Here is a 20,117-nt window from a genome sequence, read left to right on the forward strand (position 1 = left end):
TGGCGTTCTTCTTTTAGCTGTCGAACCCATTTATCCATGGTGGACTTACCCACATTCATGGCTTGAGCAGCTTCAGTAACTGAGTGATTTTGATCGAGGACTAGCTGTGCAGCCTCTAACTTAAATTCAGCGCTAAAAAGTCGTCTTGTTCGTTTCGTCATAGTGTCACCTGTTAACTTATGAGGTGATGATATCACCTCTAACTAGGTGGCCAAATTAACTATGCCACTACAGTCACAATGATATTAAAGTGTGACAGGTTTTCCTAACACTGATAATTATTAAACAATATTGATAAAACCACCACTTTTAAGGCATTGTATAAGTAGGGAAGTCTTGATTTTACCCGGTTTGTGAGAGGGCTACGCATTACACTAAATAAACCGCTCAATACCATTATATGACTTAAAAGGGCCTGTCTTTCGACAGGCCCTTTCATTTTGTACTTCATCTAAGGTGCAAACCTAAGAACAACGATTAATCTAAATGACCAGCGACGACTTCTACTGGCACACCATTTTGCGCTAAAACCGCAGCTCTTGCCTTGCTATCAGGAATATCAAACTCATCTAACCACCAACTTAACTCTTGTGGCAACGTTAAAGATTTTTTACTTCCATCATTTCGAGTTAGTGGCTCATGTGCTTCTAAAAAAACACTTCGGTCGGGCTCAAGTGCGATTTTCACAGGCTCATCAATGATCGCAACTGGAACACCAACACTAACTTGCTCAAATAACCATTTAATGTCTTTTGGGTCCATACGTATACAGCCGGAACTAACACGAAGCCCAATACCAAAGTTCTTATTCGTACCATGGATCAAGTAATCCCCCGCCCCATAAGCAAGACGAAGTGCGTACTCACCTAACGGATTCTCAGGGCCTGCAGGAACAACCGCAGGGAGTTCGATACCTTTTTCTAAGTACTCTTTTCGAATGGAAGCAGGCGGCGTCCAAGTCGGATTTGGCCGCATTTGGCTAATTCTAGTTTCCATTTCTGGAGTATCTCGCCCAATTTTCCCAATACCAACAGGGAATATATGGACTAAATCCGTTTCAGGCTCAAAATAGTAAAGACGCAGCTCCGCTAAGTTGATCACTATGCCTTTGTAATCAACCTGCGGTAAAATTATTTGAGATGGAATCGTTAATACATAGTCAGCTTGAGGCAAAAATGGGTCAACGCCCTTATTTGCAGCCATTAGAGACAAGAAGCCTACATCGTATTTCTTAGCGATACCTGCAAGGCTTTCACCTTCATTAATCGCATGATATTGCGTTCGCCCCACAATACTACTGCCCTCTGAAGGCAAATTATAAGTTGCAGCAAATGTAGACGCACTCATGCAGCAAAGCGCCAGTAACCGATAGAGCATTAACTCATCCTTAAAATCTTAATTAACCCGATGATAACTCATTCAGGTCATCGTTTCTTCCATGCTGTATGAAAGGGTTGCCTAATCCCAATTGCAACGAGCATTTAGTAAAAAGTTTCTGCGTACTTAAAACTCCCCCCTTTGCAGCACCATCGATATTTCTATCATTATAGCTTGTTCCTTTTCTACCAGTACCTTCTCATCAAATCGATTGCCTTACCGCTTTCAACAGATTTTGTTATCAACAAGCACTTTAGAGTTCCGTTCGAACAAATATGTGATGAACTTCTCAAGACACCTTATTATTACTCGCTAATATTGCCTTAACAGAATCAAAGCGATTCAACAAAATTGGTAATTTAGGATTTTCACTCCGTAAATACCGTCGCTAACTTTGGAGAATGACAATGGCTACCCCACATATTAATGCTCAACTAGGTGATTTCGCAGAAACCGTTTTAATGCCTGGTGACCCTCTACGTGCTAAATACATCGCTGATACTTTCTTAGATGATGTAAAACAAGTATGTGACGTGCGCAATATGTTCGGCTACACAGGTACTTACAAAGGTAAAAAAGTCTCTGTAATGGGCCACGGTATGGGCATTCCATCATGCTGTATCTACGTTCACGAGTTGATCGCTGAGTTTGGCGTAAAAAATGTTATCCGTGTTGGTAGCTGTGGCGCTGTACGTGACGACGTTAAATTAATGGACGTTGTTATCGGTATGGGTGCTTCTACAGACTCAAAAGTGAACCGTATCCGCTTTAACAACCATGATTTCGCTGCAATTGCTGATTTCGGTCTTCTTGAAGAGTCAGTAAAGCAAGCTCGAATCCAAGACGTTCCAGTAAAAGTCGGTAATGTCTTCTCTGCAGACCTTTTCTACACACCAGAAGCTGACCTTTTCGGAAAAATGGAAAAACTAGGTATTCTTGGTGTTGATATGGAAGCGGCGGGTATCTATGGCGTAGCGGCTGACCTTGGTGCTAAAGCGCTAACTATCTTAACAGTTTCAGACCATATCATCCGTGGTGAGAAGCTAAGTTCAGAAGATCGTCAAAAATCATTCAACGACATGATGAAAGTCGCGCTAGAAACAGCAATTAACATCTAATTCATCAAATATTCCGCTATGGATTCATCTCTATAGCCGTTCAATACTCGAGGGGGTGATTGTGTCTGACGGCAAGCTACCAAAGGAAGCTGTAGGGTTACAACTCAACTTTTGTAAAACATTGGCGTGTGACAACTTTGGATTGAGCAACGCAGAACGTTATGTACTGCAACATACGAATCCTAAACGACCAGCGATGGTATGCCGTGAATGTGGCGCTTTCCCCCCCTTACTTAATAACCAAGAAGTTATTAACGAACTTCAACGCCTTCAGCATCTTCACAGTGAAGGTTTACCGGCTTGTCGTAATGACGAGTGTCAAAATTTCGATCTCTCCGTTCATACTCATAAACACCTTTACCATGCATTTGGCTACAGCGGTGATCGTCAACGGTATCGTTGTAAATCATGCCAAACAACCTTTGTAGATAAGTGGTCTGGGGCGAACAAAAACCTCGCCTTTCAGGAAAACTTACTCGGTCTGCTATTTATGAGTTATTCGGTACGCGAGATATGCCGAAAGCTAGATATTAATCCTAAAACCTTTTACGATCATGTTGAACACATCGCAAGTCGTTGTCGTCGAAAGCTTGCCATGATTGACGCAAGATGGATGAAGCATGGTGAAAACTATCAACTGGCTTCGGATTACGTAGCACTTCAACCGAACAGCAATAATGGTGTATTTTGGATTGCAACGGGTGAGGCGAACACTGGCTATATTTTATGCCAGCACGTTAATTACTCTTCAACAGAGCAGGCAGAAGGATCAGTGGATCATGACCCCTACTCAATTCCTGCACGTTTTGTTTCTAAACAATACTCATCTGAAGTCAGTGGTGCCGCCACGACCAAAGAGCAATCTCTGCGTGGCCGTATTGACCAACAATATCAGACGATACTAGCTAGGGGTAATGTTGAAGACCCAATGGGTAATTTAACTAATTTCAATTATCCATCGAAAGGCGCACTCATACGCCCACCTTATACTTCTTATGCGCACTACTTGCACATATTAGAGCTGTGTGACGATGACAAACGCCTCAGCTTATTCATGCCACAAGATCCTCTTCTTCGTTCTGCAGCGTTAAGTGTTTGTGTACCTCGCATAGCGAGTCAAAATGTTGACTTGATGTATGTAGAAGAAGATGCATCATGGAAAAATGACGTTCCTTTTCAAAAAGTTGACATCGTACATATGGGATGGTGGCGAGACCGTTGGGCCATCGCTAATCAAGACAGTGTATCAAAAGGCATTTGCTACCTAGCCGGTGAGAAAACCGATCCAACTCATTGGTTACAGTCAGCTTCCATACAGCATACCTCTTTTTATCAGCAACGTTTTCAAATCTTGTTTTCTAGCTTCATCAATGAGCCAAGAAGAAAACTCCGCCCGGGTGGTATTCTCCCAATGTTAGACATCTTCAGAGCTTGGCACAATTTATGCTATCAAGATAAGCAAGGGAAAACGGCAGCTCAAAACCTTGGTATTGCTGAGCTACCACTAACATTAAGAGACTTGCTCTCTTAAACATTAGCTTTTCCTGAGTGTGTTTTTATAAAGTGACGTGAACTACACCGTAGTTTTCATCTTATAATGGTGAAGTAGTATATACTTGTGTAACTTAGTTAGTGCTAATTTACTAAGAAATATTATAATCTTTATAAAGGAACAGAGCCTCAAACTCATTAGGGATAAGTTAGATTTGGATAAAACTCAGCACCTTCTCGAAGTAGAAATTGAACAGCTGAAAGCTCGAGTCGAATCAGAGCCTGAAAAGGTTATGGTGGCCGCAGAACAGTGCCACATTCGAGCGACGCAAACACAGTTTCAAGAAGGTATCATACAAAGCCTGATCATTATGTCCCGGTGCTCTTGGTGTTTAATGGATTACAAGAAAGGGCTGAAGTTCATTAAAGAAGCCTTTAACTTTCAAAACACACTCGATACCGACGACTACCTTCCCGAAATTCTTCATATTCATGCCCTACAATTCTGGGGACAAGCTAAATACTACTCAGCTCAGCAATATTGGATTAACGCACTAGAACAAGCGACGTTAGTTGACGAAGTAGAAATACAGATCGAATGCCTAATCGGTCTTGGTAATGTTTGGCGTATTACCAATGAATATAAACTCGCTTGTTCGACCCATGAACTCGCAGTAAAAGTTGCAAACAACATGCGAGTTGATTGGTTAGAAGGCAAGGCTCGCATTCTCCTTGCATGGGATCTCTACCTACTCAATAATTTCATCGAAATGCTAACTGTGCTTGACGGGGCTGAAGAAGTCCTCAAGAACCATTTTGATAAAACCTGGAGTGCTGAAGTTTGGGACTTCAGAGGCCTTGCGTTACTTGGACTTGAACGTATTGAAGATGCCGAAATTGCCACAGGCAAAGCGCATGAACTCGCAATAAAGAATGATCTTGTTTGGATGAAAGCACACTCTTATATTAGCCGAGCACGTTTGGAGTTACTAAGAAATCATCCAGATAAAGCAACCCAGTTACTCATTGAAGCTGAAGCATCAGCCGTACAGTTTGACAATGGTGAATTGCTATCACAGATTTGTTTCCAGCAATCTTTAGTTGCCGAACAACAAGATGATTTAAAGAGTGCATTTATTGCATTTAAAAAATACCGAAAGCATTCTCTTGAAATGCTTAGAGAACAAACAGCGCGAGTCGGCCTTGATAAGGCCCGAACATCAAAACGCCAACTTGAACAACGAGCTCGAAAACTCATTAACCGAATCCGTGGTCAGCATGAGTTTGATCCAGAGAAGCACCTAACCAATATGGTTTCTGAAACCTATTGGTGGGAACAGCTAGTTCTATTCAAAACTGAGTTAAAACGCTCTAATCATGCCATCATCATTATTCAGCATAATGAAAACGCCTATTTAGATGTTTGTACTCAAATCGCTCATTCACTGTGTAATCATCAAGATCTTCTTTCACGACTAAGTAGTGACCGAATTGCACTTTTGCTGAGTGACAAAGATGATATAGCCATTGAGGTGTTCCAAATTTTAGCAAAAATGATCGAAATATACCCTTGGAAACGAAAAGGGATGAATAGCTGCCTACCTAAAGTTATCTTGCAAGATATACTCACCTTCCCGTTTACACTGGAGCAATTAGAAGAAAGCTTAGAAACGGAGGCACCGAATGGAGTTATTACTAAATAAAATTTCGGACTCCGGGCTTGATGCCTCCTCTGTCACTGGTGAAGAAGCGATCATTTTTTGGGGCCATGTCAGGCAGCATATCGCAACGACTAATCAAGAACGCGCCCAAACTTACATCATCAGCGCTGAATACCGTTCTGAGTTAAACCAAATTCAAGCGTGCATTGATGAGCTTCGCCTTGCTTTGGAGCAGCTTCAGCTGCCTAACGATTCAGAAACCATTCTATCGGTCAAAAATAGCTTAAGTGAGCACTTGGTTGACATAGGTGATTATTCTGGTGCATTAACAGAGTACACATCCTCATCGGCTATTTCAGTTGAGCACGGTTTTATTGATGAGTATGCATTGTCTATCTTAGGCATGGGGAACTTGTGTGATGCTTATGGCGATCACAGCCGGGCTTTACGTTATTACCAAAAAATTGATGGCATAGACCATGCGATTTCAAGTCGCTCTCTTCGACTTCGGTACAAACTCTACATGTTGTCTTGCTTTATTGAGCTTGGACGAATCGCCGCTGCCAATGATTTGCTTAGAGAGTGTGAAGAACTCAGCATTTTAGTTAGTGACAAGATCCTTGCTGGGCAAATCCACCTTTACCAAGCCAAATTGCATCGTCAACAGGGTAACAGCGACGAGGCTTTATTATCTATAGCTAACGTACAATACAGTGCTGGTAATATAAACTCTTCTTGGCTTTCTAGCATGGTTCGCCTTGAGCTAGCATACTGCTTAGGCGATGTGGGTAGATCTCCACTCGCTAAACTGGTGCTTCATAACGCGAGTAAGCGAATTCAACTAAATTCTAGTCCTATTTTATCGAAGCACTTATTTGATACGTTAAGTGATATTTGTGAAATTCAAGGCGACTTTAAGCAAGCCCTTGCCTACCAGAAGAAAGGCTACCGAATTGAATCGGATTTGATGAAAAACATCCCTATAACTGAGCTAGGGGCAAGCCAACTACGTCGCTTATCTCGCTATGAATTGCAGTTAAAACTGATTCTATCTGAAATTGAAAACAGAGAGCTAAAAGAAACAACAGAAAGTCAGAAAAATACCGTTAAAAAACTTCAGCAAGATGTATTTACCGACCCTCTAACAGCACTTCACAATCGCCGTTGGTTGGATGTAAAGCTCAAAGATTTACTGTTGCACGAAACACCTTTTGCTTTAATGGTGATCGATATCGATCACTTCAAATCCATCAATGATGAACTTAGTCACCTGGTCGGAGACAAAGCAATCGTCAATGTATCTCATGAACTATCCGCCTACTTCCGCTTTAGAGGTGCGTCATGTGTTCGTTTTGGTGGTGAAGAGTTTCTGGTGATTTTGGAAAAGGCAACACTTGAGCAAGCCGAAATGCATGCGGAAAATTACCGAGAGCGAATCTTTCAATTCGGTTGGCAAGATATCCTTGGTGAGCGAGGGCTAACGGTAAGTGTCGGCATTACTCTTCATCGTGAAGGAGAGAATACTCAACGTACCTTTTACCGAGCGGATAAAGCACTCTATCGCGCCAAAGCCAATGGACGAAATCAAGTCTGTACCGAGTAGCGAATCAGACAAGCGATTCCTGGTTAAAGAACCTAATCCGTAACTAAAAATTTAAAGAAAGAACAGTGAGATACCAACAAGCGCAAATAATGTCCCAATAACACTTTGCTTGGTAATGGCTTCACGTCTAATGGCGTAGATAATCAATATGAACAGTGGACTTGTTGCAATGAGTGTTTGTGCAATCGCTGGATTCGCATGTTTTAATGCCACTTGTTGAAGCCATAACGCTAAAAAAGTACCCACAAAAATGGCGCTAAATAGCCATAGAAATGATCTATTACCCATCGAGCATAAATTTTTCATAATCTCCTTAAATGGCTTATCTTCGAACCAAGAAATTATCAAAGCCACAGCAAGGACTCCAACGGCCAACCGGATCAACGCACCCAATAATGGTGGCAGATTTCCTGCGACCAAAGCGTAGTGAGAGATCACCACCCCACTAGCTTGGCACACACTTGCTAGTAATCCATATCCAATACCAGAGCGTGAAACCGAAGCTGAACCTTCGTTAGGCTGAAAGACAACCGACGCAACAGCCACTGTGGTGATTACGACACCTAACCACGCCTGCATTGAAATAACCGTCCCTAAAAACACCAAAGCCAACACACCAGATAGTGGCGGAGCGAGAGATTCAAGCAATAACGTCTTATTCGGTCCAATTCGTTTTAGCGCCGCGAAATAGGCAGAGTCACCAATCGCTATGCCAATCACGCCTGAAACAGCAAGCACAGCGATATAGGTTGGTGTTAAAGAGAAATCTGGTACCGGAATCAACGGCAGAACTAACAACATCATTGCTGATGCGATAGTCCCTTTGACGATGTTGAGCTGCATAGCAGAAAATTGATGGCTAAATTGGCTGTAAATCCATGTCGCGACTGCCCATACCACTGCCGCAGATAACGCTGCTATTTCACCATAAAACATTTTTAACACCACTCCATTGGCTCATGGATTACTTTTCAAATTTCAAATTCAAACTATCATCAACCGAAATAAAAAAGGTGATTACTTCCACCCAAATTACTGATTTATCGCTATACATTTATATCGTTATTACATATCTTTTACATTATGTACTAACTAATTGCATACGTTAGCATTTTAGACACAAGGAAGTACCTATGTTTCTCGATTATTTGGCCCTTGGCATACTTATATTTGTCGCACTCGTTATCTTTTACGGCATCATTGTTATTCACGACATTCCTTACGAAATCGCAAAAGAGCGTGAACACCCTCATCAAGACGCTATCCATTATGCGGGTTGGGTCAGTCTCTTCACCTTACACACTATTTGGCCGTTCTTATGGATTTGGGCGACGTTATGGCGCAAAGAACGCGGTTGGGGATTTCAAAAGCTAGAAGCTGAGCAACACGATATTCATCACCGAGTGGATCAGCTTATCGATCAAGTTGAACAACTGAAAATTGAGGTCGCGAGTATGAAGATACAAAACCTCAATATAGGCGCTGAACTTGCGTCTAATCCTGAGCAAAACAAGGAGGAAAAATAATGGATTTACTATTAATTCTAACGTATACCGCCTTCTGTATTGCGATTTTCAAAATCTTTAAGATTCCACTAAACAAGTGGACAGTACCCACCGCGGTACTCGGAGGTGTAGTTTTAATCGGCACACTGATCTTATTAATGAACTACAACCACCCATTCACACAGCTCGGTAACCAAATATATTCAACCACACCTGTTGTATCCGGTGTACGCGGTCGAGTTGTTGAGGTACCTGTTGTACCAAACAAGCTGTTGAAACAAGGCGACATACTGTTCAAAATTGACCCGATTCCGTTCGAAGCTGAAGTGGCAAAAATTCGCGCTAAGGTAAAAGAAGCGAGCCAAGGTGCTTTAGGGCTAGAATCAGGAGTGAGTGAGGCTCAATCTGCTCGATTCAAAGCAGTGGCCGAACGAGACAAAGCACAACGTGAATACGATAGATATCAGCGAGGTTTCGACAAAGGAGCCTTTACAGAGCAACAACTCGATACAAGACGTCAAGCTTTTAAGGCTAGCCAAGCTGCACTAGATGTTGCGGAGTCTCAAGTAGAGCAAGCCAAAATAGCATTGAACTCGGAAATAGGCGGAGAGAATACAGCCGTTGCAAGTTTATTGGCAGACCTTCGAAAAGCAGAGTTCAACCTAGAACAAACGATCGTCACAGCTCCAACAGATGGTTATGCGACCCAATTGGCACTACGTCCCGGTGTTATGGCCGTACCGTTACCATTAGCACCGGTCATGACATTTGTTCACTCGGAAGAGAAGATCTATACCGCTGCATTTCGTCAAAACTCCCTTCAGCGACTACAACCTGGTCACGAGGCTGAGTTTTTATTTAGAGCACTGCCTGGGCGTGTCTTTAAAGGTGAAGTAATTGAAGTATTGCCAGCGATTGGAGAAGGTCAATTCCAAGCTCGTGGTGCACTTCTAGGAACAGAAGCTCTACGTACCAATGGACGTGTGCTTGTTTCACTTCGCATTACAGATGATCTGTCTGATTATCATTTACCATTAGGTACTGCGGTAGAAGTTGCTGTCTATTCTGATAGTTTCACGCACGTATCCATTATGCGTAAGATATTGATACGCATGAAAAGCTGGCAGAACTATTTATACTTAGATCATTAATTCTATACTTAGTTCACCAACGGTATAATTAGATAAGTAAGCATAACGAATCGCGAGCATCCATTGGGTGCTCGCTCACTTTAATGCTAAACAATGTTTTAAGGTGCCCCATTGAATACAAGTAAACTCTCTACTTCAGCCCTTGCAAAGCTTAAAAACGTCGATTCTAAGCTTCTCTTCTCTGATCTACAAAAAGCTGGGTACATTAATCGCTTTGAAGACAAATGGATTCTCACTCAAATCGGCGTTAAATTCGGTGGAGAGTACTTTGAACATCCTAAATTTGGCGCATACATTGTGTGGCCAACGACTCTGCTTATCGATCTAGGTAGCTTCACAGGTGATTCTCTCTCTTCGACCGATATAGGAGAGAAATTCCACCTTAGTGCGAAAAAGATCAATCAACTGCTCAGTGAATTAGGGTGGATAATTAAGACTGGTCAAGGGTGGAGTATAACGAGTTCGGGAGCCAGTGTGGGAGCCATTCAAAAACAAAATAAAGCGTCCGAACAGAAATTTGTTCTATGGCATGACTCGGTGGGCAAAAATAAGCACTTGAGGCAATCGGTTGTTGAGTTTCTTGGCCAAATTGCCGCAGAGCACTCGACCGACAAATCTATATTCAACTTTCGGCAGAAGTTTGAAGCCAAGCACCGAACTCTAGATGGGCACTATGTCTGTTCTATCGGTGAGCTTAGAATTGATAATTGGCTCTATATGAATGGTATACCCCATGCCTATCAACGTCAGTTACCTATTGAAGAAAACCTACTCAGTGATTTTTATCTACCGACAGGCAATGTCTACTTGCAGTATTGGGGTACAGATTTGGGCCGAACGGATGACAATACGATTAGCCAAACCAAAGCTCACTACGAACAGCACAAGTTTCATTTAATTGAACTCTTTCCAGAAGACAGTGAAAAACTGGATGAAGTACTCCCTAGGAAGCTCAGAGAGTTTGGTATCAAAGGCTATTAGCCTAAGTGACACTTTCTTCGAATCGGTGCTCCTTGCTTTGAACGTCCTAATACGTAATGATTAAAATGCAGAATATCAATAATAGAATTCGGAACAACAGGTACAATTAATGGCTAAAGACATCTTCTCCAACCTCGATCTTAACTTACTGCGTACATTTATCATTCTTCATCAAGAGAAGAACATGCGTAAAGCTTCTGATCGTTTAGCTGTGTCTCAACCAACAATAAGTAAATCACTTCAAAAGCTTCGTGATCACTTCAACGATGAGCTGTTAGTGAGAACACAATATGGCCTTGAATCAACACCCTTTGCAGAGGATCTTGCAGAGTCTCTTTCTCCTCTGTTAGATAGCCTTTCACTCGTTGTTAACCGCTCTCAAGAGTTTAAACCAGAAGAACTCAACGGAACGTTAAAAGTGGCACTCTCTCCGTTTATCTTGAGTTCTATTTCTGCCGAACTGTACCTCGCTATTCAGCAAGAAGCCCCTAATGTCGACATCCACTTACTGAATTGGTCTAAGAGCACGATTGAAGAGCTCAATAATGATGAGTTACACCTAGCGGTAAACTACGATATTCAGCACGCGCCGAAAACATTGGCTCGGAAAAAACTCATCAAAGACAGCCTCAAAGTCTATTTACGAAAAGACCACCCTCACAAGGAAGACACGATAAATATCAAACCTGGATTTGAGTACTCCTTCGCATCCATCATCGTGCCAGATTGGAATTCTCATCAAGCAGTTGCAGAGAAAATAATGAAGGATAGAGGCATAACACCTAGGATTGCTTTTCGCTCAGAATTGCCGTCTGCTATTGTCGATGTGGTTAGCCAATCTGATATGATATTCCCAGCATCGCGCCTATTTAATATTGATAAGTATCCACAACTTAGAAGCGTCGATGTGTTTTTAGATGACTTTTCAATCGAGCCTGATATTTATGCTTATTATCGAAGTAAAAACCGCAATGATGCGACGGTACAGTGGTTAACTCGGCTGATCAAGCAGACAATTGATGGTTGATAATTGCTGATGCTAGAGAGCATCAGCAATTGTTTAACTATGGGGATCGTTAACGGTTGGAAGAGTATTTAGCAGCCGCCGCTTCTTCTTTCGGTACCACAGTCTTCCCAATCGGCGCTAGCGAGATAAGTGCGAGCTTTAAGTGCTGAAGCGCAAAAGGAATACCAATGATGGTAATAAAGCATGCTACGGCTGACAAAATATGACCAATAGCAAGCCAAACGCCAGCTAACAGAAACCAAATAATATTGCCAACGAGCCCAAAAGGGCCAGTACCAATGTCATTTTGGCTGGTAAGCTCGTCTCTAGCTATCGCTTCTTGCCCAAACGGAAAGAACGAGAAATTACCCATAACAAAGCACGCACGTCCCCACGGAATACCGATAATGCTGATGAAAGCTAACAAGCCAAACATCCACCACATCAGGCCCATAAACACACCACCAAACAAAAACCAGATTATATTACCTATCGTACGCATAACTACCTCTATTAAAAAACACGCTCATAATGTTCAACTGTTGGAAAAGGTTCATAAAAATGATGCAACAGTGCTTTCCAATTCTGATACTGTTCAGACTCTCTAAATCCCTTCGTGTGTGCTTCTAATGAAGCCCAGTTCACGATTAAAATATAACGATGTTTATTTTCAATACAACGCTGTAACTGATGATTTATATATCCGTCCATACTTGAAATGATCGTCTGTGCTTTTGAAAAAGCAGGTTCAAACTCATTAACAAGCTCTGGCTTTATATCCAATATAGCGACTTCCGTTATCATAGTTTTCGAAACCTTAACTCAACATGAACCATATAATTAAAATGCTTGCCAAACGGCCGTCGCACCACTGACTGAGCATAGTAACAGTGCTCCAATTCGTATTTTTTCTTTAGGCAAAGTCTGTGTCGTCGCCATCGCAAGTTTATAACCCAACCAAGAAGCAGGAATAAGCGGAATGGTTATCCATAAATGATGCGTATTCAGAAAGCCCGCTGGGATTTGAATGATTAAAGATATCAACGAACTAAATACAAAAAATGCAGATAAATTACCACGTAATTGATTCGCTTCTTGATGCTGTAGTAATAACGCCATCGGAGGACCGCCAATGCCAGAGCTTGTGCCAAAGAAACCAGAAAAGAAGCCAGCGGCACACATACGCGTTGGAGTCGGTTCAATACGATACGGTAGTAAGCTTACCCCTACGGCAAACAGTACTAAGAACCCCAGCCAAAGCGCTAACAATTCAGTCGAAACCATAACAAGTAGAAAACCACCAGCAATCGAACCGGGAACTCGCCCTATCAGCGCCATTTTGAGGCCTCCGATAGATACATTTGCTCTATGTTTCATTGCATTTAAAATCGAGATATACAGCGCCACCAAACAAATAGGGGCAGGAACATAATCTGGGGAAATGAGAAACAGTAGCGGCGCGGCAACAATAGCTAGCCCAAAACCAATAGCGGTTTGAACAAAAGAGCCTAGAAAAATGAGAAACATTGCAATTAGAGCGGGGGGGGTTATCCATTCAGCCACGACACGATTCCTTACATCTTGATGTCAGGCCCCATCATAGTCTATCTATTTGAAAATAGAATGGCTAAATAAAACAAATTCTCAACAAATAAGCCAACATCATGTTGGCTTATTTACATCAGTTCCAAGTGTTGTAACGCTGCTTTATTCAGCTCGACACTTATTCATCCAAATTATCAGCATAGCCTTTCGGAGGTGGCGTCCAACCTCGCTCCGCTCTTGAGTGTTTATCGCTTCTATCTACTTTCATCTCTTCTGCCATAAATTGCTCTAAATGCATAAACAGATCACGGTAGTTATTATCAAAACGTTCACCTTCAGAGTCGTCTTCCCAAGCTGTATACAATAGATCTGATTTTTTCTTTTCAACTCGTTTATACGTTACCTTCTGCTGTTCAATGTAGAAGGGATGTAGCCCCATCACTTTCATCACATGCCCACCGGTTTCTAACGATGAGTGGTAAGTCTCTAATTCGATAAAGTCTGCACCCGCTTGGCGTAATCGGTAACCATGACCACGGTCGAAGGCACGTGCAATAACAGAAACATGCGGATAGCTATGCTTCACGTACTTAACCAACTCCACACTGCTTTCTTGATTATCCAATCCAATAACAATGGCTTTAGCTTCTTCAATACCTGCGGTATGCAACAAATCTGGGCGTGTCGCATCCCCATAATAGGCTTGTGTACCAATTCTTCTTACTACATCAACCTGATTAGCCTGATGATCCAAAACGACGGTCTTAATACCATTTGCCACTAATAGTCGATTTACAATCTGTCCAAATCGGCCAATTCCAACAATAATGACCGAGCCAGAATCGTCGATATGATCCGCTTCCCGATCATTGGATTTCTCTTCAAACCGAGGAAGGATGACTTTATCAAATAGAATGAATAAGCCCGGTGTTAAAAACATCGATATTGCCACAACCAAAGAGAGCGTTTGCGCTATTTCAATCGGCACAACATGGTTTTGTACCGAGAAGCCAAGTAACACAAAACCAAACTCCCCTGCTTGTGCCAAGCTCAACGCAAATAGCCAGCGATCACTGCCTTTTACTTTGAAAATAAGCGCTAAAATAAAGAGCACAGCACCTTTAAGCAGCATAACGCCGATGGTTAACGCCATAATGATGAAGAACTGATCAAACAGTGTTGAAAACTGAATCCCCGCTCCCACGGTAATGAAAAACAAACCTAGCAACAGCCCTTTAAAGGGATCGATGTTCGATTCAAGTTCATGCCTAAACTCACTATTGGCAAGAACTACGCCAGCTAAAAACGTACCTAACGCAGGAGATAATCCAACGAGACTCATTAATGCGGCAATGCCGACCACCAACATCAAAGCTGTTGCGGTAAATATCTCACGCAATCCAGAGCTGGCAACAAAGCGAAACAGAGGTCGGCTTAAAAAATGTCCACCAACCACAACAACAGCAATCGAGGCCATGATAACTAAACCATAAGCCCAGCCGGGAAGGCCGACGACTAGACTCAACTCTTCATGGTGTTGCGATGCATCAACAGCGGCGTTTTGTGCTTTCTCAACGAGATCCGGCAGAGCAAGAAGTGGAATAAATGCGAGCATTGGTATGACGGCGATATCTTGGAATAACAGCACAGAGAAGGCATTTTGGCCCCCTTCTGTTTTATTCAGTCCCTTCTCATTAAAGGTTTGCAACACTATCGCAGTAGAAGATAAAGCAAAGATCAAACCTATGGTTAAAGCTAAGCTCCAGACAAAGCCAAATATTAAAGCGATTCCCATTACAGCCGCAGTAGTGCCCACAACCTGCAAACCACCTAGCCCCATTAATCGGTTTCGCATCGCCCAGAGCATTTTTGGTTCAAGCTCTAAACCCACCAAAAACAACATCATTACCACACCAAACTCAGCAAAGTGCTGAATCGTTGTCGTCTCTTCTCCAACAAGCCCGATAACAGGACCAATAATAACCCCTGCGATGAGGTAGCCTAAAACTGAACCTAAGCCTAGTCGTTTCGCGATAGGAACAGCGATAACTGCCGCAGCTAAGTAGATGAAAGCTTGTAAAAATAGGCCAGTCATTTCACTCCTCCTTCAATCAACTCATCCAAGATATGCGTCAGCTTTTCGGCATTGGCCGCTTTTTCTAAATCCAATGTATTCTCGACTAATGCCGTCAGTAGAGAAGACCAAAAATCCACATGATCATTAATTCGATTCTCTTCTAATGCAGTACGTGAACCGAACAGAGCGAAGGGCGCAATATAATTCATCCCTGTTAATGTGGCCGTTTGTTCTAGTGGTTGAAGTAGCTGGCGAATCGTAAAGTGGTTATAACCCTCACTTTGATACGCGTCTTCTTTTCCGCCCGCAGTGATCGCGCATAAAAAGGTTTTCCCCTCTAATGCGTTACCTTCATGGCCATATGCAAAACCGTACTCCAGCACTAAATCTTGCCACTCTTTTAAAATGGCAGGGGTCGAATACCAATAAAGTGGAAATTGAAAAATCACCACATCATGATCAACCAAGCGTTGCTGTTCGTTGTCGATATTGATGTCAAAAGTTGGGTAAAGGCCGTAGAGATCAACAGCAGTAACATTTGGAATGGAGCATGCTTTTTCAAATAAAAACTGATTCACTTCAGATCTGTGCTGCGACGGGTGCGCATACAGTACCAACACCTTTTTCTTCTCCATACGGCCTCTTTAACCATCAATTAAATGAATAACTTATTGTTAAATTATTACCACGTCTCACGAGATACACAATGTTTTCGTGCTGATAATGTTTTCATTGCTGATATAAAAAAAGCCCATCAGTCAGTATGATGGGCTTTCTAGTTAATAAAAGTTTTTTAAAAGGACTGAGCTAGTATTGAGCGGCTAGTCTAGCCACAGGCTTATCATTGATCGGTAAATGAATCAAAGCAGCAACAAAAGCTAAGACAACCGTCGACCACCAAATCGGGTCATAAGAACCATAATAGTCATAGATGAGACCCCCAACCCAAGCGCCTAAAAAGCTGCCCACCTGGTGAGTAAAGAAGACTAACCCATATAACGTTGAAAGATAACGAGCCCCAAATATCTGTCGAACTAAGCCTGACGTCAGAGGTACTGTACCTAGCCAACAAAAACCGATGGCTGCACCAAATATAGCCGCTGTATGCTCAGTGACAGGAAGCGTCACAAACGCACCAATCACAAGCGTTCTCATAAAATACAGAGCAGACATAACATGACGTTTATTGTACCTGTCGCCCATCACGCCCCAAAAGTAAGAACCAAATATATTAAATATACCGACATACGCCAACGCCATTGCAGCGCTTGATGCAGGTAGGTTTTTATCGGCTAGAAAACTTGGCAAGTGTGTGGCAATAAACATGACGTGAAAACCACACACAAAGAATCCTGCATGAATCAGCCAATATCCTTTATGCGCAAAGGCCTCATTTAACGCTTGTTTTAGCGTTTGAGAGTCTTCTTGATTTTGTTGTGCTAGATCAGAAGGCTTTGCTGTTTTCATAAACATAGCAAAGGCTATCATTGCGGTACAAAGCAACGCGAACGCCTGCATTGCACCTTGCCAATCAAAATGCGTCATCAACGTTTGAGCACCAGGGATCATGGCGAACATACCAAATGATCCTGCCGCCGTTGTTAATCCAAACGCTTTAGCCGCATGTTTAGCAGGAACAACTTTAGCTACCGCCCCTAATACAATCACATAACTCGTTGCGCTTAACCCTAAACCGACAAAAACACCAAGTGATAAATAGAGCATACTCGGTTCTACTGCGATAGAAGTTAAGAACAGGCCTATCGCGTAGGAAATGGCACCTAAAACAATGATGCGTTTTGCGCCCCATTTATCGGCAGCCATACCAACAAAAGGCTGGAACACACCAAACATTAAGTTCTGTAGCGCTATAGCAAAACTAAAAAACTCTCGACCTGTGCCGAAGTAATCTGAAATCGGCATCATAAAAATGCCAAAAGACTGTCTAATTCCAAGACAAATAATTAAAACGCCAATCCCTAGCCAAACTAAAAGTGGAAACCGAAAAATACTCATACAATGTTATTCGCAAATGTGTTGTTAATGGTGGTGAGAATGGTCCATGTCACCCGTTTGTTGGTGACAACCACTGTTTATTGCTTGCTCAGCCAATAAGGTGAGTAACGCTGGTGAGTTATGTACCACCGCTAAAGATAACGCTAATAAAAGAGCCATTCTCGTCAGTTGGGCAACCATTGATTGTGAGACCAATATAGATCTAATACTCATAAATGTTACAACCCTTACTCTCACACAATTCATCTAGTAAAAAGAGCGCGAAGTGTAGTGACAAACCAACAATGACTCAAATGACATTTGGTCACAAACACTATGCATTTTATGCATAGTGTTTACTGATTGAGCTACGCCTCTTTTATGCTCGTCTCCACTGCATAGCAAGTTCTATTGATTCTTGTAACAAAGGCCAATTAAGCAGGCTTTCTTGATATTTTCCCGCATGATCTTCAAACACTATTCCGTAACTTTGTAGGCGAAAGGCAAGAATGGCGTAGAACGCATCAACAGCTCCTGCTTCACGATACATAAATGGGAGTGTCGCTTTAGAGAAAATCATCTCTACGCGTTGGATTTCCAATTGAAGTTCATCACTAATTTCAATTAAAGGCTCTACAGGATCTAACGAGAACGGACATTGCTGTCGAAGTTGGAAAAATCCAGAATGAAGCTCTGAGATTAAACTTCTTGCCTGCGCTCTCTGCACAGAATCGACAGGGTATAGACCCGTCGCACCAATTTCATTAAAATACTCCGCAATCGCTAAAGAGTCATGTATCACGCAATCGTCCAACTTTAGCGCCGGAACTAAGCCTGATGCTGTATGTCGGTATAGCTCATGTTTATAATCAGGCAGAGTTAGGTCAATCACTATGAGAGTTAAATCCACTTTGGCTATTTGCGCACATAACCATGCTCTTAACGACCAGGTTGAATCTCTTCCTACGACTAATTCCATCTTATTCTCCTTAACTTTCCTTCAATTTTATCCATGATTTCCATATTTCAATTTATTGATGCGCAGCGGAGACAAACTAAACCGCTTATAATTTAAGTCGCAACCAACTCAAAGCCTTCATCAATCCACCCCGTAACACCACCAATCATTTTCTTCACTGGGCGGCCTAATTTAGCCAAACGAATAGCAGCCTTCTCCGTACCATTGCAATGAGGGCCAGCGCAATACACCACAAAAAGCGTGTCTTCTGGAAATTCACTCAGTCTCTTTTCGTTCAATCTGGGATGAGGGATACTGATCGCCCCGTCAATATGCCCTCGTTCAAATAACTCATCACCTCTTACATCCACTAATACGAAATCTTGGCGTCCATTAGTAGTAGCGTGGTGAACATCCCAGCAATCTGTCTCAAACTTTAATAATGATTCAAAATGCTTAAGTGCATCCTCACTGTCTGCGGCTGTTACTCTTGAAACTGCACTGCTCATAACCACTCCCTAGTCTGTAACTGTTCATGTTTTAAGTAAATACGCTTACTTAGTAAACACCATTATTAAGCAGTGTATGATTATTAAACATTGGCTAAAAAGACATTATGCGTTAATAATAAGCCAATACTATATACGAACACCGCAAGTAACGACTTTGAAAAAATCGAGGAATGAAAATGACTAAGGTTGCGATATTTACCCACTGTGACGTTTCATTGTTCGAGCTTGCATGCGCCGTCGAACTGTTTGCACTCCCTAGGCCTGAATTTGAAACTTGGTATCACACAGACGTCGTTAATCTTGATGATCAAGCAATCAGAAGTACGGGAAATATAGGTCTCTGCACGAAATTTGTCGCATCACTGGATGACTATGATTTGTTGGTTGTTCCAAACTGGTCTACATCTGGGCAATCAATACCAGAAAAAATCAGTTCGGAAATTCTTAAATTTCACGCCTCTGGGAAGCGGATCATCTCTTTTTGTTCTGGCGCGTTTCTGCTTGCAGAGCTTGGGATACTGAAAGGAAAAAAAGCCACCACCCATTGGAAGTTTGAATCACTCTTTCGCGAGCGCTTCCCAAATATAAATTACGCTTCGAATGTTCTTTATGTCTTAGATGGCAACATAGGCTGTTCAGCAGGTAGTTCTGCCGGGCTCGACCTCGGGTTAGCGGTAATAAGAAGCGATTTTGGCTACCAGATTGCTAATCAAGTCGCTAAAAGGTTGGTCATTTCAGGACATCGAACCGGCGGACAATCTCAATTTGTCGAGTCGCCGATATTAGAAGTTCCCAATCAGTTTTCACATGCTCTAGAGTGGGCAATCAATAACATTGAACAGACAATCAGCATCGACTCTCTAGCTATAAAAGCTAATATGTCTCGTCGAACCTTCGATCGTAAGTTCCGAGCGAGTTTTGATCTTTCACCTAAAGAGTGGCTAATTGCACAGCGTGTTGAGCGAGCAAAAGGTCTATTAGAAAGTAGCCATTTGTCCATAGAACAGCTATCACAAACCGCTGGGTTTGACTCCGCAGTTACAATGCGCCACCATTTTCGTCAGCTCGTTGGCGTCGCTCCTAAAGTCTATAGACAACAATTCTCTCAGCAAGCTACTACTGATTAATCATCCATAG

21 protein-coding genes are annotated in these 20,117 nt (G+C 42.2%); 9 read left to right on the forward strand and 12 right to left on the reverse strand.

Annotated features, from left to right (window positions below):
- Nucleotides 1-161: transposase (locus L4C54_RS15065; RefSeq protein WP_428809049.1), on the reverse strand; the 161-nt coding region annotated here is incomplete at its 3' end.
- A 316-nt stretch (nt 162-477) separates the two neighbouring features.
- The gene (locus L4C54_RS15070; protein ID WP_428808816.1) at nt 478-1,377 is read right to left on the reverse strand and encodes a L,D-transpeptidase family protein; all 900 of its coding nucleotides are present in this window, start codon (nt 1,375-1,377) and stop codon (nt 478-480) included.
- Nucleotides 1,378-1,784: 407 nt separating this feature from the next.
- Here L4C54_RS15070 and deoD point away from each other — a divergent pair, with 407 nt between their 5' ends.
- The 4 genes from deoD to L4C54_RS15090 all read left to right on the forward strand — a co-directional run bounded on the left by deoD (nt 1,785) and on the right by L4C54_RS15090 (nt 7,250).
- Nucleotides 1,785-2,495, forward strand: coding sequence for a purine-nucleoside phosphorylase (deoD, locus tag L4C54_RS15075; protein WP_428808817.1), 711 nt, complete (start codon nt 1,785-1,787; stop codon nt 2,493-2,495).
- A gap of 61 nt (nt 2,496-2,556) precedes the next feature.
- Nucleotides 2,557-4,026, forward strand: coding sequence for a transposase (locus tag L4C54_RS15080; protein WP_428808818.1), 1,470 nt, complete (start codon nt 2,557-2,559; stop codon nt 4,024-4,026).
- A gap of 175 nt (nt 4,027-4,201) precedes the next feature.
- The gene (locus tag L4C54_RS15085; RefSeq protein WP_428808819.1) at nt 4,202-5,689 is read left to right on the forward strand and encodes a hypothetical protein; all 1,488 of its coding nucleotides are present in this window, start codon (nt 4,202-4,204) and stop codon (nt 5,687-5,689) included.
- Nucleotides 5,670-7,250, forward strand: a complete 1,581-nt coding sequence (locus L4C54_RS15090) for a diguanylate cyclase (RefSeq protein ID WP_428808820.1) — start codon at nt 5,670-5,672, stop codon at nt 7,248-7,250. The genes L4C54_RS15085 and L4C54_RS15090 overlap by 20 nt, the downstream gene beginning before the upstream one ends.
- Nucleotides 7,251-7,301: 51 nt before the next feature.
- Here the strand turns inward: L4C54_RS15090 and L4C54_RS15095 are convergent, their stop codons facing one another.
- The gene (locus L4C54_RS15095) at nt 7,302-8,186 is read right to left on the reverse strand and encodes a DMT family transporter (RefSeq protein ID WP_428808821.1); all 885 of its coding nucleotides are present in this window, start codon (nt 8,184-8,186) and stop codon (nt 7,302-7,304) included.
- A gap of 197 nt (nt 8,187-8,383) precedes the next feature.
- On the opposite strand from L4C54_RS15095, the gene L4C54_RS15100 reads away from it, so the two are divergent.
- The 4 genes from L4C54_RS15100 (at nt 8,384) to L4C54_RS15115 (ending at nt 11,914) form a co-directional block, all read left to right on the forward strand.
- Nucleotides 8,384-8,776, forward strand: coding sequence for a DUF3302 domain-containing protein (locus L4C54_RS15100; RefSeq protein ID WP_428808822.1), 393 nt, complete (start codon nt 8,384-8,386; stop codon nt 8,774-8,776).
- Nucleotides 8,776-9,906: an HlyD family secretion protein gene (locus tag L4C54_RS15105; RefSeq protein ID WP_428808823.1), complete on the forward strand. Its 1,131-nt coding sequence runs from the start codon at nt 8,776-8,778 to the stop codon at nt 9,904-9,906. Before L4C54_RS15100 ends, L4C54_RS15105 begins: the two co-directional genes overlap by 1 nt.
- A 111-nt stretch (nt 9,907-10,017) precedes the next feature.
- Nucleotides 10,018-10,887, forward strand: coding sequence for a glycerol kinase (locus tag L4C54_RS15110; RefSeq protein WP_428808824.1), 870 nt, complete (start codon nt 10,018-10,020; stop codon nt 10,885-10,887).
- Between the two features lie 109 nt (nt 10,888-10,996).
- Nucleotides 10,997-11,914 carry a LysR family transcriptional regulator gene (locus tag L4C54_RS15115; protein WP_428808825.1) on the forward strand — a complete coding sequence of 306 codons (918 nt, stop codon included), beginning with the start codon at nt 10,997-10,999 and terminating at the stop codon, nt 11,912-11,914.
- 49 nt (nt 11,915-11,963) lie between these two features.
- Here the strand turns inward: L4C54_RS15115 and L4C54_RS15120 are convergent, their stop codons facing one another.
- The 9 genes from L4C54_RS15120 to L4C54_RS15160 form a co-directional block, all read right to left on the reverse strand.
- Nucleotides 11,964-12,395 (reverse strand): YccF domain-containing protein, encoded by a 432-nt coding sequence (locus tag L4C54_RS15120; protein ID WP_428803508.1) that lies wholly within the window; start codon nt 12,393-12,395, stop codon nt 11,964-11,966.
- A gap of 11 nt (nt 12,396-12,406) precedes the next feature.
- Nucleotides 12,407-12,697 carry an antibiotic biosynthesis monooxygenase family protein gene (locus L4C54_RS15125; RefSeq protein WP_428803509.1) on the reverse strand — a complete coding sequence of 97 codons (291 nt, stop codon included), beginning with the start codon at nt 12,695-12,697 and terminating at the stop codon, nt 12,407-12,409.
- A 36-nt stretch (nt 12,698-12,733) separates the two neighbouring features.
- Entirely contained in the window at nt 12,734-13,420 is a 687-nt protein-coding gene (locus L4C54_RS15130; protein ID WP_428803550.1) for a sulfite exporter TauE/SafE family protein, read from the reverse strand.
- A gap of 196 nt (nt 13,421-13,616) precedes the next feature.
- On the reverse strand, nt 13,617-15,533 hold the full coding sequence (locus L4C54_RS15135; RefSeq protein WP_428808826.1) for a monovalent cation:proton antiporter-2 (CPA2) family protein: 1,917 nt from the start codon (nt 15,531-15,533) through the stop codon (nt 13,617-13,619).
- On the reverse strand, nt 15,530-16,150 hold the full coding sequence (locus L4C54_RS15140) for an NAD(P)H-dependent oxidoreductase (RefSeq protein WP_428808827.1): 621 nt from the start codon (nt 16,148-16,150) through the stop codon (nt 15,530-15,532). The genes L4C54_RS15135 and L4C54_RS15140 overlap by 4 nt, the downstream gene beginning before the upstream one ends.
- A gap of 172 nt (nt 16,151-16,322) precedes the next feature.
- Nucleotides 16,323-17,531, reverse strand: a complete 1,209-nt coding sequence (locus L4C54_RS15145) for an MFS transporter (protein ID WP_428808828.1) — start codon at nt 17,529-17,531, stop codon at nt 16,323-16,325.
- Between the two features lie 24 nt (nt 17,532-17,555).
- Nucleotides 17,556-17,744, reverse strand: a complete 189-nt coding sequence (locus tag L4C54_RS15150) for a hypothetical protein (RefSeq protein ID WP_428809065.1) — start codon at nt 17,742-17,744, stop codon at nt 17,556-17,558.
- 145 nt (nt 17,745-17,889) lie between these two features.
- Nucleotides 17,890-18,489 carry a glutathione S-transferase N-terminal domain-containing protein gene (locus L4C54_RS15155; protein WP_428808829.1) on the reverse strand — a complete coding sequence of 200 codons (600 nt, stop codon included), beginning with the start codon at nt 18,487-18,489 and terminating at the stop codon, nt 17,890-17,892.
- A gap of 92 nt (nt 18,490-18,581) precedes the next feature.
- Nucleotides 18,582-18,977, reverse strand: coding sequence for a rhodanese-like domain-containing protein (locus tag L4C54_RS15160; protein WP_428808830.1), 396 nt, complete (start codon nt 18,975-18,977; stop codon nt 18,582-18,584).
- A 179-nt stretch (nt 18,978-19,156) separates the two neighbouring features.
- Between L4C54_RS15160 and L4C54_RS15165 the strand changes: the two genes are divergently transcribed.
- A complete protein-coding gene (locus tag L4C54_RS15165; RefSeq protein WP_428808831.1) occupies nt 19,157-20,107 on the forward strand; it encodes a helix-turn-helix domain-containing protein in 951 nt (316 codons plus the stop codon).
- Nucleotides 20,108-20,117 lie beyond the last annotated feature (10 nt).

This window comes from Vibrio lamellibrachiae, from assembly GCF_050337265.1.
Taxonomy (GTDB): domain Bacteria; phylum Pseudomonadota; class Gammaproteobacteria; order Enterobacterales; family Vibrionaceae; genus Vibrio; species Vibrio kyushuensis.

Coding starts and splice junctions, on each gene's coding strand:
- L4C54_RS15160 (WP_428808830.1), bottom strand. CDS start 18,977: ATGAGCAGTGCAGTTTCAAGAGTAACAGCCGCAGACAGTGAGGATGCA.
- L4C54_RS15105 (WP_428808823.1), top strand. CDS start 8,776: ATGGATTTACTATTAATTCTAACGTATACCGCCTTCTGTATTGCGATT.
- L4C54_RS15125 (WP_428803509.1), bottom strand. CDS start 12,697: ATGATAACGGAAGTCGCTATATTGGATATAAAGCCAGAGCTTGTTAAT.
- L4C54_RS15140 (WP_428808827.1), bottom strand. CDS start 16,150: ATGGAGAAGAAAAAGGTGTTGGTACTGTATGCGCACCCGTCGCAGCAC.
- L4C54_RS15130 (WP_428803550.1), bottom strand. CDS start 13,420: ATGTTTCTCATTTTTCTAGGCTCTTTTGTTCAAACCGCTATTGGTTTT.
- L4C54_RS15120 (WP_428803508.1), bottom strand. CDS start 12,395: ATGCGTACGATAGGTAATATAATCTGGTTTTTGTTTGGTGGTGTGTTT.
- L4C54_RS15145 (WP_428808828.1), bottom strand. CDS start 17,531: ATGAGTATTTTTCGGTTTCCACTTTTAGTTTGGCTAGGGATTGGCGTT.
- L4C54_RS15100 (WP_428808822.1), top strand. CDS start 8,384: ATGTTTCTCGATTATTTGGCCCTTGGCATACTTATATTTGTCGCACTC.
- L4C54_RS15115 (WP_428808825.1), top strand. CDS start 10,997: ATGGCTAAAGACATCTTCTCCAACCTCGATCTTAACTTACTGCGTACA.
- L4C54_RS15090 (WP_428808820.1), top strand. CDS start 5,670: ATGGAGTTATTACTAAATAAAATTTCGGACTCCGGGCTTGATGCCTCC.
- L4C54_RS15165 (WP_428808831.1), top strand. CDS start 19,157: ATGACTAAGGTTGCGATATTTACCCACTGTGACGTTTCATTGTTCGAG.
- L4C54_RS15095 (WP_428808821.1), bottom strand. CDS start 8,186: ATGTTTTATGGTGAAATAGCAGCGTTATCTGCGGCAGTGGTATGGGCA.
- L4C54_RS15150 (WP_428809065.1), bottom strand. CDS start 17,744: ATGAGTATTAGATCTATATTGGTCTCACAATCAATGGTTGCCCAACTG.
- L4C54_RS15070 (WP_428808816.1), bottom strand. CDS start 1,377: ATGCTCTATCGGTTACTGGCGCTTTGCTGCATGAGTGCGTCTACATTT.
- deoD (WP_428808817.1), top strand. CDS start 1,785: ATGGCTACCCCACATATTAATGCTCAACTAGGTGATTTCGCAGAAACC.
- L4C54_RS15155 (WP_428808829.1), bottom strand. CDS start 18,489: ATGGAATTAGTCGTAGGAAGAGATTCAACCTGGTCGTTAAGAGCATGG.
- L4C54_RS15135 (WP_428808826.1), bottom strand. CDS start 15,533: ATGACTGGCCTATTTTTACAAGCTTTCATCTACTTAGCTGCGGCAGTT.